This is a genomic window from Burkholderia metallica (assembly GCF_902832845.1).
GTDB lineage: Bacteria > Pseudomonadota > Gammaproteobacteria > Burkholderiales > Burkholderiaceae > Burkholderia > Burkholderia metallica.
Genome location: NZ_CADFDB010000007.1, coordinates 327,229 through 345,719, shown reverse-complemented (window position 1 = coordinate 345,719; position 18,491 = coordinate 327,229). Strand labels below are relative to the sequence as shown.

Genomic DNA, 18,491 nt, shown 5'->3' with positions numbered 1-18,491 from the left:
ACCGGCCTATGACGAATGCAGCACCCCAACGTCCGCGCGTACCCCGGCGCGTGCTGGACGGTGTCCTCCTGCTCGACAAGCCGGTAGGCCTGTCGAGCAACGATGCGCTGATTCGCGCCAAGCGCCTGCTGCTCGCGAAGAAAGCCGGCCACACCGGCACGCTCGATCCGCTGGCTTCCGGCCTGCTGCCGCTGTGCTTCGGCGAGGCGACGAAGTTCTCGCAGGATCTGCTCGACGCGGACAAGACCTACGAGGCGACGATGCGTCTCGGCCAACGCACGGCCACCGGCGACGCGGAAGGCGACGTGATCGACACGCGGCCCGTCGAATGCGATCGCACGGCGGTGGAAGCCGCGCTTGCGCGCTTCACCGGCGAGATCGTGCAGGTGCCGCCGATGTATTCGGCGCTCAAGCGCGACGGCAAGCCACTGTACGAATATGCGCGCGCCGGGCAAACCGTCGAGCGCGAGGGGCGCAACGTGACCATCCTCGCACTCGACCTGCTCGCGTGCGACCTGCCTGACGTGACGTTCCGCGTGACCTGCAGTAAAGGCACTTACGTTCGCACGCTGGCGGAGGATATCGGCGAGGCACTCGGTTGCGGCGCGCATCTGACGATGCTGCGTCGCACGGGTGTCGGCGCGCTGACGCTCGAGCATGCGGTGACGCTCGATGCGCTGTCGGATGCGGCCGAGTCGGCTCGCGATGCATGGCTTCAACCGGTCGATGCATTGCTGTCGACGTTTCCGGCCGTTCGTCTCGATGAAGCGTCCGCGAAGCGGTTTCTGCACGGCCAGCGTCTGCCGCTGTCGGAACTCGCACCAGTCGCGGCGGCCGATGGCGAGCGCGTGCGCGTGTACGACGCAACGCGGTTGCTCGGCGTCGCACGCAAGGCGAATGGCGTGCTCGCGCCGGAACGGCTCGTCGTGACGGCAGCGTGACGCAATGGCGCACGCGCGTGCGCGGTGTCCGAATGGAAAAAGCCCGGTCGAACGACCGGGCTTTTTGTTTGATGCGCTGGCGGGTCTTGCTCAGTGAGCGGCCGATGCGGCCGCACCGGCGTCGCCGCCGCCCGCGCGTTCGGGCTTGGTGATCCAGATCAGTCCGATCAGCAGCACGAAGATCACCGCGGAGATGTAGAACAGGTCGTTCACGCCGAGCTGCGCGGCCTGTTGCGTGGCCAGATTGTTGATCAGCCCGTGCGCCTGGTTCTGTGTCAGCCCGAGGTTGCCCATCTGCGTGACGGCCTGGTTGAACGTCGGGTTGTACACGTTCGCCTGCTCGACCAGCTGCGCATGATGGAAATTGTTGCGGTGATCCCACGCGGTCTGGAAGATCGACGTGCCGATGCCGCCGCACATGATCCGCACGAAGTTCGACAGGCCCGATGCCGCGGGAATGCGGTGGCCGGGCAGGCCGGACAACGTGATCGACACGAGCGGGATGAAGAAGCCCGCCATCGCGATACCCTGCACGAGTGTCGGCAACGTCAGCGACCATTCGTCGACGCCCGTCGTGTACTGCGAACGCATCCAGAAACACAGTGCGAAGATCAGGAACGCGGCGGTCGCGATGTAGCGCGGATCGGTGCGCGGCAGGAACTTGCCGGTCAGCGGCGACAGCAGGATCGCGAACAGCCCGACCGGCGCCATCACGAGACCGGCGTCGGTTGCCGTGTAGCCGATCTGGGTCTGCAGCCACAGCGGCAGCAGCACGAGGTTGCCGAAGTAGAGTCCGTAGCCGACGGCCAGCGCGATCGTGCCGCCCGTGAAATTCCGCATGCGGAACAGCGACAGGTCGACGACGGGGTGTTCGGCGGTCAGTTCCCAGATCACGAAGAACGCGAACGCGATGACCGCGATCAGCGCCAGTGCGACGATCGTCGTCGATGCGAACCAGTCGAGATCCTTGCCCTTGTCGAGCATGATCTGCAGCGAGCCGACCCACAGCACGAGCAGCGCCAGCCCCACGCCGTCGATCGGCGCGCGGCGCACCGTCGATTCGCGGGTGCGGTAGATCGACCACGTGGCGAGCGCGGCGGCAATGCCGACCGGAATGTTCACGTAGAAGATCCACGGCCACGAATAGTTGTCCGAGATCCAGCCGCCGAGGATCGGGCCCGCGACGGGTGCGATCAGCGTCGTCATCGACCATAGCGCGAGCGCCATCGGCGCCTTCGCGCGCGGATAACTCGACAGCAGCAGCGATTGCGACAGCGGAATCATCGGGCCGGCGACCGCGCCCTGGAGCACGCGCGACCCGAGCAGGAACGGCAGGTTCGGCGACAGCCCGCACATCCACGACGAGATGACGAACAGGATGATCGACGCGAGGAACAGGCGGACCTGTCCGAAGCGGTCGGTCAGCCAGCCCGTCAGCGGCACCGAGATCGCGTTCGCGACCGCGAACGACGTGATGACCCATGTGCCCTGGTCGGACGACACGCCGAGGTCGCCCGAGATGGTCGGGATCGCGACGTTCGCGATGGACGTGTCGAGCACGTTCATGAACACCGCGAGCGATACCGCGATCGTCCCGAGTACGAGTTGCCCGCCCTGCAAGGGCGGGTAGGAGACGGGAGCCTGTGCCATGTCGGTTGTCTTTCCGGAGTCGGAACGGTTACATCATTTTCGCGGCGCTGCTCTGCTTCGCCGCGACCGGTGCCGTCGCGTTGCCGCCGGCGTTCTCGGCGATGATGCGCGCGATTTCGGCGTCGGCTTCGTCACCGTACTTCGCGAACACGTTGGTCTCATAGACGGTGTTCGGCGCGTTGACGAGCTGGTCGCCGCGTTCGTCCTTGATGTCCACGTCGACCTGCATCGACAGGCCGATGCGCAGCGGATGCTTGTCGAGATCCTTCGGGTCGAGTTCGATCCGCACCGGCAGGCGCTGCACGACCTTGATCCAGTTGCCGGTCGCGTTCTGTGCCGGCAGCAGCGAGAATGCCGAGCCCGTGCCCGCCGAGAAACCGACGACCTTCCCGTGATACGTGACCGACGAGCCGTAGATGTCGGCCGTCATTTCGACCGGCTGGCCGATGCGCATGTGCTTCAGCTGGACTTCCTTGAAGTTCGCGTCGACCCAGACGGCATTCAGCGGCACCACGGACATCAGCGGGTTGCCCGGCGACACGCGCTGGCCGACCTGCACCGAGCGCTTCGCAACGTAGCCGGTGACCGGCGCCGGCAGCACGTTACGCGCGTTCGCGAGGTAGGCGTCGCGAACCTTCGCGGCCGCGGCCAATACGTTGGGGTGCGATGCGATCGTCGTGTTCGCGGTCAGCGCGCGGTTCGATGCGAGCTGCTGCTGCGCGGCGTCGACCGACGCCTGCGCGGCCTTCACCGCGTCGCGTGCGTGCGAGATTTCTTCCTGCGACACGGCGCCCGTCTGCGCGACGGCCATGCGGCGGCGGAGGTCGTCCTGGGCCTTCGACAGATCGGACTGGCGCAGCGCGACTTGCGCGCGGTACTGGTCGTCGTTGACGAACAGGCCGCGCACCTGGCGCACCGTCTGCGCCAGGTTGGCTTCCGCCTGCTGCAGCGCGACCTGCGAGTCGGCCGGGTCGAGCACGACGAGCGGATCGCCGGCCTTGACCGTCTGCGTATCGTCCGCCTTCACCGCGATCACGGTGCCCGTCACCTGCGGCGTGATCTGCACGACGTTGCCGTTCACGTAGGCGTCGTCGGTGTCTTCATGGAAGCGGGCGACGAGGAAGTAGTACAGGCCGTATGCGATGGCCGCGATCACGATGACCGCGACGAGCAGCGTCATCATTCGTTTGCGCTTGCCGTTGTTCTGCGGCTGCGCGCTGGCGGCGTTTTGTTGGTCGCTCATGGCGATTTTCTCCGTCCGTTATTTCGAGTGTCTGCGTAGTGGTGGCGCCGGATCAGTTGGCGGCCTGTTTTGTCGGCTTGCCGGTATCGGGCGCGGCGAGCGGCGTGCCGGTTGCATCGAATCCGCCGCCGAGCGCCTTGATCAGCGCGAGCTGCATGTCGCGTCGGCGCATCTTCAGGTTGGTCACCGTCTGCTCCGACGCGAGGCGGTTACTGTCCGCGGTCAGCACCTGCAGTTGCGGCGACAGGCCCGCCTTGTAGCGGATGACCGCGAGGTCGTACGCGCGCGTCGAGGCGTCGAGCGCGCGTTGCGCATCGCCCATCTGGCGATCGATCGCGCGGATCGACGCGACCTGCGTCGCGACGTCGTTCAGTGCGCTGATCAGCGTCTGGTTGTAGTTCGCGACCGACAGGTCGAAGTCCGCGTAGCGGCCCTTGAGCTGCGCGCGCAGCGCGCCGGCGTCGAAAATCGGCAGATGGATCGCCGGGCCGAACTGTGCCTGACGGCTCGCGAAGTTCAGGAATTTGCCCCAGCCGAACGCATCGAAGCCGAAGCCGGCCGCAAGGTTCACGTCCGGATAGAACTCGGCCTTCGCTTCCTTCACGTCGTGCATCGCGGCTTCGACCTGCCAGCGCGCGGCGACGATGTCGGGGCGGCGCGACACGAGATCGGCCGGCAGGTTGCCGGGCAGCGCGACTTCGCCGGTCGGGTTCATCACGGGTACGGCGATCTGCAGCCCGCGATCCGGACCCTTGCCGAGCAGCGCGGCGAGCTGGTAGCGCACCGACGTGATCTGGCCGTCGAGGTCCGACAGCGAAGCTTGGGTCGTCGCGATGTTGCCGCGAGCCGTCTGGCGTTCGACGTTGGTGTCGAGGCCGGCCGACACGCGGCCGTCGGTAATCTTGCCGACCGTCTCGCGATTGGTGATCTCGCGCTGGGCGATATCGCGCAGCGCGTAGAGCTGCGCGAGCGAGTTATAGGTGCGCGCGACCGACGATGCGAGCGTGATGTGCGCCTGCTGCATGTCGGCTTCGGCCGCCTTTTCCTGCGATACGGCGGTGTGCAGGCGTTCGCGGTTCTTGCCCCACAGGTCGAGTTCCCATGACGCGCTTGCGAGCGCGTTGTTTTCGCTGTACCACTGGCCGCCGTACGGGGGCGGGAACAGTGCGTTCGACGAATACAGTTCGCGCGTCCACGAATAGCTGGCTTCCGCCTTCGGCATCAGGTTCGAGCGCGACGATTCGATGTACGACGACGCCTTGGCGATGCGTGCCTGCGCCTGCGCGATCGACGGATTGCCCTGCAGGGCTTCGTCGATCAGCTTCGGCAGCTGCGGATCGCCGAACTGGCCGGCCCAGTCGAGCGCCGGCCACTGGCCGCCCTGGGCCGGCAGGCTCTGCGCGGATTCGAATTGCGACGCGGGGGCGATCTGCTTGTCGCTCTTGATGCCGATGTAGTTCGCGCAGCCCGCCAGCGCCAGTGCGGCGACCGCAGCGGCGACGGCGGCGCGGCACGACCCGGCGCGCACGGACAACGGGGAGGATTTCATCGCGCTGATCCCTGACTCGGAATGAATGATGGACACTGCAAGGATTTCCTTACATTAATCTGTCAAAAGTAATTGTTATGGCAATTATTACGTGATGCTGGCGCCAGCGGTTTCGCAGTAATTGCTGAGAATGCGGCGCAACATGCTCTTCAGGAACCCGACTTCCTCCGGCGTAAACCCGTCCAGCACCTGGTCGAGCACGCTGCGGAAAATCGGCGGCAGGCGTTCGGCGAGCGCACGGCCTTCGTCGGTCAGCTCGAGGCGGACGACGCGCCGGTCCTCGACGCTGCGCACGCGGGACAGCAGGCCGCGTTTCTCGACCCGGTCGAGCAGGCGCGTGACCGCACTTGCATCGATCCCGTATTCGCGGGCGAGCTCGGCGGCCGTCGAGCACTTGCCGACCGCGATCATGAACAGCATGCTCGCCTGCGTGCCCGTGATGCCGAGCTCTTCCTGCGTGCGTTGCGTGACCAGGTTGGTCATCACCGACTTCACGCGCGACATCAGATAACCGACGCTGTCGTTCATCTGATACGAGGACAGCGGCGAAACGGGCGGTTGGGTAGAAGAATCCGACATAAAACGCTGAAGCTGCAATAGTTGACTAGGCAGCAGTATAGGCACAGTTGCTTGCCGCGGCAAATGTTAATCGAACGGCAAAGGGCGCGCTTCGTGCGCCGAAAATCCCTTATCCCAATAAGGTTTTGGCGCGGGCCGGCCGCGCGGGCCACGACCGATCGGCGCGTTCGAGGGGGAGGGCGAGCCGGCCGGCTTGTTGCGTTGCAGCGTGTTCATCGGCTGCCGACATTCTGACGTGCTATAATTTACGGCTTTCCAAGCTGCAATGCGCGCGCCCGTGAAAAACGAGCGGGCGCTTTTGCGCGTTCAAACGATTTCCAGGTTTCTATGACCCGCGCCCTTCGCAATATCGCCATCATCGCCCACGTCGACCACGGCAAGACTACGCTCGTCGACCAACTGCTTCGCCAGTCCGGCACCTTCCGCGAGAACCAGCAGATTGCGGAGCGGGTGATGGACTCGAACGACATCGAAAAAGAGCGCGGGATCACGATTCTCGCGAAGAACTGCGCGGTCGAGTACGAAGGCACGCACATCAACATCGTCGACACGCCGGGGCACGCGGACTTCGGCGGCGAGGTGGAGCGCGTGCTGTCGATGGTCGACTCGGTGCTGCTGCTCGTCGACGCGGTCGAGGGCCCGATGCCGCAGACGCGCTTCGTCACGAAGAAGGCGCTCGCGCTCGGCCTGAAGCCGATCGTCATCATCAACAAGATCGACCGTCCGGGCGCGCGGATCGACTGGGTGATCAACCAGACCTTCGACCTGTTCGACAAGCTCGGCGCAACCGAAGAGCAGCTCGACTTCCCGATCGTCTACGCATCGGGCCTGAACGGCTATGCGTCGCTCGACCCGGCCGCGCGCGAAGGCGACATGCGCCCGCTGTTCGAGGCGATCCTCGAGCACGTGCCGGTCCGTCCGGCGGATCCGGACGCGCCGCTGCAGCTCCAGATCACGTCGCTCGACTATTCGACGTACGTCGGCCGGATCGGCGTCGGCCGCATCACGCGCGGCCGCATCAAGCCGGGCCAGCCGGTCGCGATGCGCTTCGGGCCGGAAGGCGAGGTGCTGAACCGCAAGATCAACCAGGTGCTGTCGTTCACGGGCCTCGAGCGCGTGCAGGTCGAATCGGCCGAAGCGGGCGACATCGTGCTGATCAACGGTATCGAAGACGTCGGCATCGGCGCGACGATCTGCGCGGTGGACACGCCGGAAGCGCTGCCGATGATCACCGTCGACGAGCCGACGCTGACGATGAACTTCCTCGTCAACTCGTCGCCGCTCGCCGGCCGTGAAGGCAAGTTCGTCACGAGCCGCCAGATCCGCGACCGTCTGATGAAGGAACTGAACCACAACGTCGCGCTGCGCGTGAAGGACACCGGCGACGAAACGGTGTTCGAAGTGTCGGGCCGCGGCGAACTGCACCTGACGATTCTCGTCGAGAACATGCGTCGTGAAGGCTATGAGCTGGCCGTGTCGCGTCCGCGCGTCGTGATGCAGGAAATCGACGGCGTGCGCCACGAGCCGTACGAGCTGCTGACGGTCGACGTCGAAGACGAGCACCAGGGCGGCGTGATGGAAGAGCTCGGTCGCCGCAAGGGCGAGATGCTCGACATGGCGTCGGACGGCCGCGGCCGCACGCGTCTGGAATACCGGATCTCGGCCCGCGGCCTGATCGGCTTCCAGAGCGAATTCCTGACGCTCACGCGCGGCACGGGCCTGATGAGCCACATCTTCGACTCGTACGCACCAGTCAAAGACGGCTCGGTCTTCGAGCGCCGCAACGGCGTGCTGATCTCGCAGGACGACGGCGCTGCCGTGGCCTACGCACTGTGGAAGCTGCAGGATCGCGGCCGCATGTTCGTGAAGCCGGGCGACGCGCTCTATGAGGGCATGATCATCGGCATCCACAGCCGTGACAACGACCTCGTCGTGAACCCGATCAAGGGCAAGCAGCTGACCAACGTGCGTGCGTCGGGTACCGACGAAGCCGTGCGCCTCGTGCCGCCGGTCCAGATGTCGCTCGAATACGCGGTCGAATTCATCGACGACGACGAGCTCGTCGAAGTGACGCCGCAGTCGATCCGCCTGCGCAAGCGCTTCCTGAAGGAGCACGAGCGTCGCCGCGCGAGCCGCGAAGGCGCGGTCGACTAAGTTCGGCTGTTCCCGCGCATGACGAAAAAGGCTGCCCCCGGGCAGCCTTTTTTGCATCCGTGCGACGGGCAATCGGGTTATCTGCAAGACACTGTTCCCGCGGGTCGTGGCAATCCGGCGAAACCCCGCTGCGCGGCGCTTTCGGGCACATCTCGCCGTGAACTCCGGTATTGGTTCTGTGATATGCTGCGCGCACGCAAGTTTTAGGTCCTTCCAAGCAAGACTTGATTCGCAATCCGCTAAACGGTCAGGCCGTGTCGCGGAAGGTTGAGTAACCCGCTATTTCTCGAGAAGCTCGAAGAAAGGTGAGCGTAAAATGTCAGATGTAATGAAGCAGTTTCAGCTGAACTCCTATCTGTTCGGCGGCAATGCTTCGTACGTTGAAGAACTGTACGATGCATACCTCAACAATCCGGCATCGGTGCCGGAGAACTGGCGAGAGTATTTCGACGCGCTGCAGAACGTTCCTGCAACCGACGGTTCGAACGCCAATGACGTCGCTCACTTCCCGATCGTCGAATCGTTCGCCGAGCGCGCGAAGGCCAATGCCTTCATCCCGCGCGAAAGCACCACCAATCTGGCTGCGGCGCGCAAGCAAGTGCACGTGCAGTCCCTCATCAGCGCGTATCGCTTCCTCGGCTCGCAATGGGCCAACCTGGATCCCCTGAAGCGTCGCGAACGCCCCGCCATTCCCGAGCTCGAACCCGCGTTCTACGATTTCTCCGAAGGCGACCTCGACCAGACGTACAGCGCAAGCAACCTGTACTTCGGTTTCGACCAGGCTTCGCTGCGTGACATCGTCAAGGGCCTGCGCGACACGTACTGCGGCACGATCGGCGCCGAATACATGTACATCAGCGATCCGGAGCAGAAGCGCTGGTGGCAGGAGCGCCTGGAGTCGATCCGCGCGACGCCGAACTTCTCGGCGGACGAGAAGAAGCACATCCTCAATCGCCTGACGGCCGCCGAAGGCCTCGAGCGCTACCTGCATACCAAGTACGTCGGCCAGAAGCGCTTCTCGCTCGAAGGCGGCGAAAGCTTCATCGCGGCGATGGACGAAGTCGTCCAGCACGCGGGCAAGCGCGGCGTGCAGGAAATCATCATCGGCATGGCCCACCGCGGCCGTCTGAACGTGCTGGTCAATACGCTGGGCAAGATGCCGGCCGACCTGTTCGCCGAATTCGAAGGCAAGCACGTCGACGACCTGCCGGCCGGCGACGTGAAGTACCACAAGGGCTTCTCGTCGGACGTGTCGACGGAAGGCGGCCCGGTCCACCTGTCGCTCGCGTTCAACCCGTCGCACCTCGAAATCGTGAACCCGGTGGTCGAAGGTTCGGCGAAGGCGCGGATGGACCGTCGCGGCGACGAAGACGGCCTGCAGGTGCTGCCGGTGCAGATCCACGGCGACGCGGCCTTCGCGGGCCAGGGCGTCGTGATGGAAACGCTGAACCTCGCGCAGACGCGCGGTTACGGCACGCACGGCACGCTGCACATCGTCATCAACAACCAGATCGGCTTCACGACGTCCGACCCGCGCGATGCGCGCTCGACGCTGTACTGTACCGACGTCGTCAAGATGATCGAAGCGCCGGTGCTGCACGTGAACGGCGACGATCCGGAAGCCGTCGTGCTCGCGACCCAGATCGCGATCGACTACCGGATGCAGTTCCACAAGGATGTCGTGATCGACATCGTCTGCTTCCGCAAGCTGGGTCACAACGAGCAGGACACGCCGGCGGTTACGCAGCCGCTGATGTACAAGAAGATCGCGCAGCATCCGGGCACCCGTGCGCTGTACGCCGAGAAGCTCGTGCAGCAGGGCGTGATCACCGCGGAAGACGCCGACAACTACGTGAAGGCGTACCGCAAGGCGATGGACGACGGTCACCACACGGTCGACCCGGTCCTGTCGAACTACAAGAGCAAGTACGCGGTCGACTGGGTTCCGTTCCTGAACCGCAAGTGGACCGACGCCGCCGATACCGCCGTGCCGCTCGCCGAACTGAAGCGCCTCGGCGAACGCATCACGACGGTGCCGGAAAACTTCAAGGTCCACCCGCTCGTCGAGCGCGTGATCAACGACCGCCGCAACATGGCGCGCGGCGACCAGCCGCTCGACTGGGGCATGGGCGAGCACCTCGCGTTCGCGTCGCTCGTCGCATCGGGCTACTCGGTGCGCCTGACGGGCCAGGACTCGGGCCGCGGTACGTTCACGCACCGTCACGCGGTGCTGCACGACCAGAATCGCGAGCGCTGGAACGACGGCACGTACGTGCCGCTGCAGAACATCGCCGACGGTCAGGCGAAGTTCACGGTGATCGACTCGGTGCTGTCGGAAGAGGCAGTGCTGGGCTTCGAATACGGCTACTCGACCGCCGAGCCGAATACGCTCGTGCTGTGGGAAGCCCAGTTCGGCGACTTCGTCAACGGTGCGCAGGTCGTGATCGACCAGTTCATCTCGTCGGGCGAAGTGAAGTGGGGCCGCGTATCGGGTCTCACGATGCTGCTGCCTCACGGCTACGAAGGCCAGGGTCCGGAACACTCGTCCACGCGTATCGAGCGTTTCCTGCAGCTGTGCGCGGATCACAACATGCAGGTCGTCCAGCCGACGACGCCGGCGCAGATCTTCCACCTGCTGCGTCGCCAGATGATCCGCCTGTTCCGCAAGCCGCTGATCGTCGCGACGCCGAAGTCGCTGCTGCGTCACAAGGAAGCGGTGTCGGACCTGTCGGAACTCGCGAAGGGTTCGTTCCAGCCGGTGCTGGGCGAAACCGACGGCGGCATCGACGCGAAGAAGGTCAAGCGCGTGCTGGTTTGCTCGGGCCGTGTGTATTACGACCTCGTCGCGCATCGCCGCGAAGCGAAGGCGAACGATGTCGCGATCATCCGTATCGAGCAGCTGTACCCGTTCGCGCACAAGCAGTTCGAAGCCGAAATGAAGAAGTACGAGAACGCGACGGAAGTGGTCTGGGTGCAGGACGAGCCGCAGAACCAGGGCCCCTGGTTCTACGTCGAGCACCATCTGAAGGAAGGCATGAAGGAAGGGCAGAAGCTGGCATACAGCGGCCGTCCGGCTTCGGCCTCGCCGGCGGTTGGCTACTACGCGAAGCACTACGAGCAGCAGAAGGCCCTCATCGAAGGTGCATTCGGCCGCCTGAAGAGCGCATCGATCGCGAAATAACCGACGGAAGCGAAACGGGAAGGCGCGATGCGCTTTCCCGTCTCTTTTGGCCCGCCGGGCGCGTCGCGCGCCGTACCGGCCGAAGGAATCGCACGAACCTCGTCATTACCCAGATTAAGCATCCAGGAAAATCACATGGCTATCGTAGAAGTCAAAGTCCCCCAGCTTTCGGAGTCGGTTTCGGAAGCGACCATGCTGCAGTGGAAGAAGAAGCCGGGCGAAGCAGTTGCTCAAGACGAAATCCTGATCGAACTCGAGACCGACAAGGTCGTGCTCGAAGTGCCGGCACCCGCCGCGGGCGTGCTCGCGCAAGTGCTGCAGAACGACGGTGACACCGTGGTCGCCGACCAGATCATCGCGACGATCGACACCGAAGCGAAGGCAGGGGCCGCCGAAGCAGCGGCAGGCGCCGCCGAAGTGAAGCCGGCGGCAGCACCTGCTGCAGCCGCACCGGCAGCACAGCCGGCCGCCGCAACCGCATCGAGCTCGGCCGCCGCATCGCCGGCAGCATCGAAGCTGCTCGCCGAGAAGGGCCTGTCGGCAGGCGACGTCGCAGGTTCGGGCCGCGACGGCCGCGTCACGAAGGGCGACGCGCTGGCAGCAGGCAGCGCACCGAAGGCCGCTCCGGCTGCCGCACCGGCCAAGGCGGCCGCTGCGAAGCCGTCGCTGCCGGAAGTGAAGGTGCCGGCATCGGCTGCGACCTGGCTGAACGACCGTCCGGAACAACGCGTGCCGATGTCGCGCCTGCGTGCGCGTATTGCCGAGCGTCTGCTCGAGTCGCAGCAGACCAACGCGATCCTGACCACGTTCAACGAAGTGAACATGGCCCCGGTCATGGAGCTGCGTAACAAGTACAAGGACAAGTTCGAGAAGGAACACGGCGTGAAGCTCGGCTTCATGTCGTTCTTCGTGAAGGCGGCCGTGCACGCGCTGAAGAAGTTCCCGCTCGTGAACGCGTCGATCGACGGTAACGACATCGTCTACCACGGTTACTTCGACATCGGTATCGCCGTCGGCTCGCCGCGCGGCCTCGTCGTGCCGATCCTGCGCAACGCGGATCAACTGAGCCTCGCGGAGATCGAAAAGAAGATCGCCGAGTTCGGCCAGAAGGCGAAGGACGGCAAGCTGTCGATCGAGGAAATGACGGGCGGTACGTTCTCGATCTCGAACGGCGGTGTGTTCGGCTCGATGCTGTCGACCCCGATCATCAACCCGCCGCAGTCGGCCATCCTCGGCGTGCACGCGACGAAGGAGCGTCCGGTCGTCGAAAACGGCCAGATCGTGATCCGTCCGATCAACTACCTCGCGCTGTCGTACGACCACCGGATCATCGACGGTCGCGAAGCCGTGCTGTCGCTCGTCGCGATGAAGGATGCGCTGGAAGATCCGGCACGCCTGCTGCTCGACCTGTAAGCCGAGTCTCACCGCATTGACCCGCTCCGCACGTTCGCGCTCGCGCGCGGACGTGCGGGCGCACAAGTAGAAAGGATTGCCATGTCCAAGGAATTTGACGTCGTCGTGATCGGCGCCGGCCCCGGCGGCTACATCGCCGCGATTCGCGCCGCGCAGCTGGGCAAGACCGTTGCCTGTATCGAGAAGTGGAAGAACCCGGCCGGCGCGCTGAAGCTCGGCGGTACCTGCCTGAACGTCGGCTGCATCCCGTCGAAGGCGCTGCTCGCGTCGTCGGAAGAGTTCGAGAACACGTCGCATCACCTGGCCGACCACGGCATCACGGTCGACGGCGTGAAGATCGACGTCGCGAAGATGCTCGGCCGCAAGGACGCGATCGTCGAGAAGATGACGAGCGGGATCGAGTTCCTCTTCAAGAAGAACAAGATCACCTGGCTGAAGGGCCACGGCAAGTTCACCGGCAAGACCGACGCCGGCGTGCAGATTGAAGTGAGCGGCGAAGGCGAAACCGAAGTCGTCACCGCGAAGAACGTGATCATCGCGACGGGTTCGAAGGCGCGTCACCTGCCGGGCATTCCGGTCGACAACAAGATCGTGTCGGACAACGAAGGTGCGCTGACGTTCGACGCAGTGCCGAAGAAGCTCGCCGTGATCGGCGCAGGCGTGATTGGCCTCGAGCTCGGCTCGGTGTGGCGCCGCCTGGGTGCCGAAGTGACGGTGCTCGAAGCGCTGCCGGCGTTCCTCGGCGCGGCCGACGAAGCGCTTGCGAAGGAAGCGGCCAAGCTGTTCAAGAAGCAGGGCCTCGACATCCATCTCGGCGTGAAGATCGGCGACGTGAAGACGACCGCGAACGGCGTGTCGATCGCCTACACGGACAAGGACGGCAACGCGCAGACGCTCGACGCCGACCGCCTGATCGTGTCGGTCGGCCGCGTGCCGAACACCGACAACCTCGGCCTCGAGGCGATCGGCCTGAAGGCGAACGAACGCGGCTTCATCGACGTGGACGACCACTGCCGCACGGCCGTGCCGAACGTGTACGCGATCGGCGACGTGGTGCGCGGCCCGATGCTCGCGCACAAGGCGGAAGATGAAGGCGTGCTGGTCGCGGAAGTGATCGACGGCCAGAAGCCGCACATCGACTACAACTGCATTCCGTGGGTGATCTACACGTACCCGGAAATTGCATGGGTCGGCAAGACGGAGCAGCAACTGAAGGCGGAAGGCCGCGAGATCAAGTCGGGCAAGTTCCCGTTCTCGATCAACGGCCGTGCGCTCGGCATGAACGCGCCGGACGGCTTCGTGAAGATGATCGCGGATGCGAAGACCGACGAACTGCTCGGCGTGCACGTGATCGCGGCGAATGCGTCGGACCTGATTGCGGAAGCCGTGGTGGCGATGGAATTCAAGGCGGCGTCGGAAGACATCGCTCGCATCTGCCATCCGCACCCGTCGATGTCGGAAGTGATGCGCGAAGCGGCGCTCGCCGTCGACAAGCGCTCGCTGAACAGCTGAGCGCGACATAGCGCCGGCCTGCTCTCGGCCGGCGCAGCCGTCTCATGACGAAGGCGGGCGGGGTTTCCCGTCCGCCTTCGTTTTTTCCGGTTTGCCCGATGAACGTCACCGAATACTACACGCGCGAACTGACCACGCGCGGCTATCAGTCCGATCCGGCGCAGCGCGCGGCCGTCGACCGTCTGCAGCAATGTTTCGACGAGTGGGTCGAGTACAAGGCGCGCCGCTCGAACGCATTCAAGAAGCTCATCAATCATCCCGACCTCCCGCGCGGCGTCTACATGTGGGGCGGCGTCGGTCGCGGCAAGAGCTTCCTGATGGACAGCTTCTACGCGGTCGTGCCCGTGCAGCGCAAGACACGCCTGCATTTCCACGAGTTCATGCGCGAAGTGCATCGCGAACTCGAGGAACTGAAAGGGCAGGCCGATCCGCTCGACGAACTCGCCCGGCGCATCGCGAAGCGCTACCGGCTGATCTGCTTCGACGAGTTTCACGTGTCGGACATTGCCGATGCGATGATCCTGTATCGTCTGCTCGACCGCCTGTTCAACAACGGCGTGCAGTTCGTGATGACGTCCAACTACGATCCCGACGACCTGTATCCGGACGGCCTGCATCGCGACCGCATGCTGCCGGCGATCGCGCTGATCAAGGAGAAGCTCGACGTGCTGAACGTCGACGCGGGCGTCGACTATCGGCAGCGCACGCTTGCGCAGGTGAAGATGTATCACACGCCGCTCGGCGCGGATGCCGATCGCGAATTGCGCCATGCTTTCGGCAAGCTCGCGGCGGTGCCCGACGAGAGCCCGCTCCTGCACATCGAGAAGCGCGAGCTGAAGGCGCTGCGCAAGGCGGACGGCGTCGTCTGGTTCGACTTCGCGACGCTGTGCGGCGGCCCGCGCTCGCAGAACGACTATCTCGAACTGGCGAGCCGCTTCCATGCGATCGTGCTGTCCGAGGTGCCGCAGATGTCTCCGCGGATGGCGTCCGAAGCGCGCCGCTTCACGTGGCTCATCGACGTGCTGTACGACCACAAGGTCAAGCTGCTGATGTCCGCGGCGGTGCCGGCGGAACAGTTGTACGTCGAAGGCCCGATGGCCAACGAGTTTGCGCGGACGGTCTCGCGAATCGTCGAGATGCAGTCGAAGGAATATATCGAAACGCCGCGCCGCATCGTCGATACGTCGCTGACCTGAGTCCGACTGCCGGCAATTGACGGGAATCAAACGTCAATTCCGGTTAAATCGGGTTGATCTCGGGGTAATTTCGGATTTGTCTTATATTCACCATGGAGGTGAGCCGATATCGTTGTGTCATGGTTACTAAGGCTGGAGATGTCCATGACACCGTATCGCGATCTGACTGACCACGAATGGCACTGCGTCGCGCCGCTGCTGCCCGAAATGCAGCCGCGCACCGAGTTGCGCGGCCGGCCGTTGGCCAATACGCGTGCCGTCCTGAACGGCGTGCTTTGGGTGATCTACAGTGGCGCAACGTGGTCGGCCATGCCGCGCCGTTACCCTTCATACCAAACCTGCCACCGGCGCTTCAAGGTCTGGCACGAAACCGGCACGTTGCTGAGCGTCATGCGTGAACTCTATGGCGACGCAGGCGTGAACTTGTGCAACGGATTGTCCGCGCGGATGCGCAAGCACACGCAATCGAAGGCAGCCGAAGCGCGCAGCAATGCGGCGCCCGCGTATCGCGCGCCGGATGGCTATACGTCGGACTCGCTGAAGCACGCAGCGTGACCTCCGCCGGTTTCAACTGGGCACGCACCCAAACAAAATCGGCCTGACGACTTTCGTCGCAGGCCGATTTTTTCATTGAGCCGCGCGTTCGAGCGCGCGCTGCATTATTGCTGGCGAACCCAGGTCTGCGAACGACCGAGCAGCGACACGCCGATGTAACCGCGCACCACGAGTTTCTGGCCGCCGTCTTCAAGCGTCATCTTGCACTTGTAGACCTTGCCGTTCTCCGGGTCGAGAATGTTGCCGCCGTCCCAGTGGTCGCCGTCCTTCTTCATTGCCTTGATGATCGTCATGCCCTTGATGAGCTGATCCTTGCGCTCGTCGGTGCAGGCGGTGCAGCGGCGATCGGGCGTATCGTTCGCGCCGAGACCCTTGACGACCTTGCCCGTCAGCGAACCGTCACCGTCCTCGGCGATCTGCACGAGTGCCTTCGGCTGATGCGTGTTGTCGTCGATCGTCTGCCACATGCCGATCGGGCTGTCGGCTTGTGCGAACGTGGGTGCTGCGCAGGCGAGCAGTGCGCCGGCGATGGCCATTGCACGCAACGGGCGGGTCAGTTGAATCATTGTCATCCTCCTTGTTTTGCATGTCGTGTTCGATTCGCCCGCACGACCGCCTGCATGGGGCGGCCATGTTGCGAGCTTCGTCAGAATACGTGAAACCGTGCGCCAAGTTTGATAGAGGGGACTCTAATCGAAACAGCCCGCGTAGCGCGGGCTGTTTGCCGACCGATCAGTTGAGCTGATATGAGAATGCGGCGTTGATGCGCGGGCTGCGCGACGCGCTTTCGACGGGTGCGTCGCCAACTGGTTTCGCAACGTTCAGGTCGAGACTGTAGTAGCGGCTGTCCGTGAACCGCACGCCGATGCCGACCGACGACAGGCGGCTCGGCGACGGCGTGCCCGCGTGCAGGTACACGCGCGCCATGTCGTATGCGAGGTACGGTGTGACGGATTTCAGATACGTCCAGCCCGGAGTGAAGCCGCGGTTGACCTCCAGCGACATTCCCCATCCCGAGTCGCCCGACGTTTCGCCGGGCTGGTAGCCGAGCGCGTAGCGGGTCGAGCCGAACGAGATCTGCTCGGACGTCGGCAGCGAATCGGGGCTGTATTGCCCGGTCAGCGAGACCGACGTGCCGATCCGGAACGGCCATTCGTTGGTTTGCGTGAAAGTCGCGCCGGTGCGGACGAAGGTCAGCGAAATAGGGCTGTCTGCCGACGTCGTGTTTCCGCTGACCGTGGTGTCCTGCGATTTCGACGCGCCGAGAATGTTGAAGCCTTTCGCGACGTTGACACTCAGCTTTTGCACCTGCTTTGCCGAAACGCCCGTGTAGTCGAGCTGCATTTGCAGCACGCGCACCTGCGAGCGGATATCGACGCTGTTGCCGTTGATCTTGCTCTGGTAGCGGTCTTCATTGTGCGACGCATAACCGGACACGGTGCCGAGCAGACTGCGCTGGTTGTTCAGCAGCAACGGATAGGATGCCGAAAGACCGAGCTTCTCGTTCTTGACGGTACGCTCGACGGACGACGGCAGCCCCGGATTGTCGGTCGGCTTGCCGCGATAGGTGCTTGCATCGAGGCGCGTGATCAGGCCGCTGCTGCCCACCGGTACCGCGCCGCTGAAGGCGAAATAGGTCTGCTTGTCGCGCCCCGGCGGCGCCAGCGCGGAAATGCTCAGTTGCTCGCCGAACGACGTGAGGCCGTTTTCGGTCGCGGTGATGAGGCCCTGGACGCCCGGGTGGTTGAAGTCGATGCCGGTGCTGACGTTGAACGGCTTGCGGTCGACCGCGAGTTCGAGCGTCGTGGCGCCGTCGGTGGTTTGCGGCGGCGGTACGTTCGCCTTTACCGTGAGGCCGGGCAACAGGCCGAACGTGTTCACGTAACGCTCGAACGTCGCGCGGCGCAGCGGCCGATCGGCGGTGATATGCGCGGCGATCGCACGAATCTTCGGTTCCATCGCACCGGGCTTGCCGGTGACCTTGACGTCCGACACGTAGCCTTCGACGACCGTGATGCGCACGACGCCGTTCTCGAACGTCTGCGCGGGAACGAACGCGAACGACAGCGCGTAGCCGCGATCCTGGTACAGCTTCGTCACGCCGTTGGCGGTTTCGATCAGGTCGCCGATCGTGATGTCCTTGCCGACGAGGGGCGTGAAGCGACGCGAGATCTCTTCGAACGGCACCGACTTCACGCCTTCGACCTGGAACGTCGTCGGTGTCAGGTGGCGCGACAGCAACTCCTGCAATTGCGGCGCTTGCGGTGCGACCTGGACGGTCACGCTCGGGCCGGTCTTCGGCGCGTTGATCTGCGGCAGGGAGTCGAGCGGGTTACCCCCGACGCGCGTTTGTGCCTGTGCCGTGCCTGCCGCCGCGATGGCGAGCAGCATCATCCATCTGTCGAGTCTGGATTTCATTGTTCTTCCTCGTAGGCCTTGCTTTTCGTCTTCTTTGTAATGCCGGCGCGCGACACCAGGGTGCCGCGCGCCGCGTGCCGCAATGCCGGTTGTGTATGTA

At 64.3% G+C, this 18,491-nt stretch carries 13 protein-coding genes; 7 read left to right on the top strand and 6 right to left on the bottom strand.

Features of this window, described 5'->3' with window-relative positions; translation table 11 throughout:
* Nucleotides 1-8 precede the first annotated feature (8 nt).
* The gene (gene truB / locus HWX08_RS21335) at nt 9-941 is read left to right on the top strand and encodes a tRNA pseudouridine(55) synthase TruB (RefSeq protein ID WP_069256476.1); all 933 of its coding nucleotides are present in this window, start codon (nt 9-11) and stop codon (nt 939-941) included.
* 90 nt (nt 942-1,031) lie between these two features.
* Here the strand turns inward: truB and HWX08_RS21330 are convergent, their stop codons facing one another.
* The 4 genes from HWX08_RS21330 to HWX08_RS21315 all read right to left on the bottom strand — a co-directional run bounded on the left by HWX08_RS21330 (nt 1,032) and on the right by HWX08_RS21315 (nt 5,962).
* Entirely contained in the window at nt 1,032-2,591 is a 1,560-nt protein-coding gene (locus tag HWX08_RS21330) for a DHA2 family efflux MFS transporter permease subunit (RefSeq protein ID WP_069256477.1), read from the bottom strand.
* A gap of 28 nt (nt 2,592-2,619) precedes the next feature.
* The gene (locus tag HWX08_RS21325) at nt 2,620-3,834 is read right to left on the bottom strand and encodes an HlyD/EmrA/EmrK family protein (protein WP_069256478.1); all 1,215 of its coding nucleotides are present in this window, start codon (nt 3,832-3,834) and stop codon (nt 2,620-2,622) included.
* A 52-nt stretch (nt 3,835-3,886) separates the two neighbouring features.
* On the bottom strand, nt 3,887-5,383 hold the full coding sequence (locus HWX08_RS21320; RefSeq protein WP_174921116.1) for an efflux transporter outer membrane subunit: 1,497 nt from the start codon (nt 5,381-5,383) through the stop codon (nt 3,887-3,889).
* A gap of 87 nt (nt 5,384-5,470) precedes the next feature.
* On the bottom strand, nt 5,471-5,962 hold the full coding sequence (locus HWX08_RS21315; RefSeq protein ID WP_069256480.1) for a MarR family winged helix-turn-helix transcriptional regulator: 492 nt from the start codon (nt 5,960-5,962) through the stop codon (nt 5,471-5,473).
* Nucleotides 5,963-6,289: 327 nt separating this feature from the next.
* Between HWX08_RS21315 and typA the strand changes: the two genes are divergently transcribed.
* From typA to HWX08_RS21285, 6 genes are all read left to right on the top strand, one after another.
* A complete protein-coding gene (gene typA, locus HWX08_RS21310) occupies nt 6,290-8,116 on the top strand; it encodes a translational GTPase TypA (RefSeq protein WP_069256481.1) in 1,827 nt (608 codons plus the stop codon).
* A gap of 316 nt (nt 8,117-8,432) precedes the next feature.
* Entirely contained in the window at nt 8,433-11,297 is a 2,865-nt protein-coding gene (locus HWX08_RS21305) for a 2-oxoglutarate dehydrogenase E1 component (protein WP_069256482.1), read from the top strand.
* 135 nt (nt 11,298-11,432) lie between these two features.
* Entirely contained in the window at nt 11,433-12,710 is a 1,278-nt protein-coding gene (gene odhB / locus HWX08_RS21300; protein WP_069256483.1) for a 2-oxoglutarate dehydrogenase complex dihydrolipoyllysine-residue succinyltransferase, read from the top strand.
* 81 nt (nt 12,711-12,791) lie between these two features.
* Complete coding sequence (gene lpdA, locus HWX08_RS21295; protein ID WP_069256484.1) at nt 12,792-14,222, top strand: dihydrolipoyl dehydrogenase; 1,431 nt, start codon at nt 12,792-12,794, stop codon at nt 14,220-14,222.
* A gap of 98 nt (nt 14,223-14,320) precedes the next feature.
* The gene (zapE, locus tag HWX08_RS21290) at nt 14,321-15,418 is read left to right on the top strand and encodes a cell division protein ZapE (protein WP_069256485.1); all 1,098 of its coding nucleotides are present in this window, start codon (nt 14,321-14,323) and stop codon (nt 15,416-15,418) included.
* Nucleotides 15,419-15,562: 144 nt separating this feature from the next.
* Nucleotides 15,563-15,973 carry a transposase gene (locus tag HWX08_RS21285; protein WP_174921117.1) on the top strand — a complete coding sequence of 137 codons (411 nt, stop codon included), beginning with the start codon at nt 15,563-15,565 and terminating at the stop codon, nt 15,971-15,973.
* Nucleotides 15,974-16,077: 104 nt separating this feature from the next.
* Here HWX08_RS21285 and HWX08_RS21280 read toward each other — a convergent pair whose 3' ends face one another.
* Together HWX08_RS21280 and HWX08_RS21275 are read right to left on the bottom strand one after the other, a co-directional pair.
* Nucleotides 16,078-16,539 (bottom strand): DUF2147 domain-containing protein, encoded by a 462-nt coding sequence (locus HWX08_RS21280; RefSeq protein WP_069256487.1) that lies wholly within the window; start codon nt 16,537-16,539, stop codon nt 16,078-16,080.
* A gap of 166 nt (nt 16,540-16,705) precedes the next feature.
* Nucleotides 16,706-18,391: a ShlB/FhaC/HecB family hemolysin secretion/activation protein gene (locus HWX08_RS21275; RefSeq protein ID WP_069256488.1), complete on the bottom strand. Its 1,686-nt coding sequence runs from the start codon at nt 18,389-18,391 to the stop codon at nt 16,706-16,708.
* Nucleotides 18,392-18,491 lie beyond the last annotated feature (100 nt).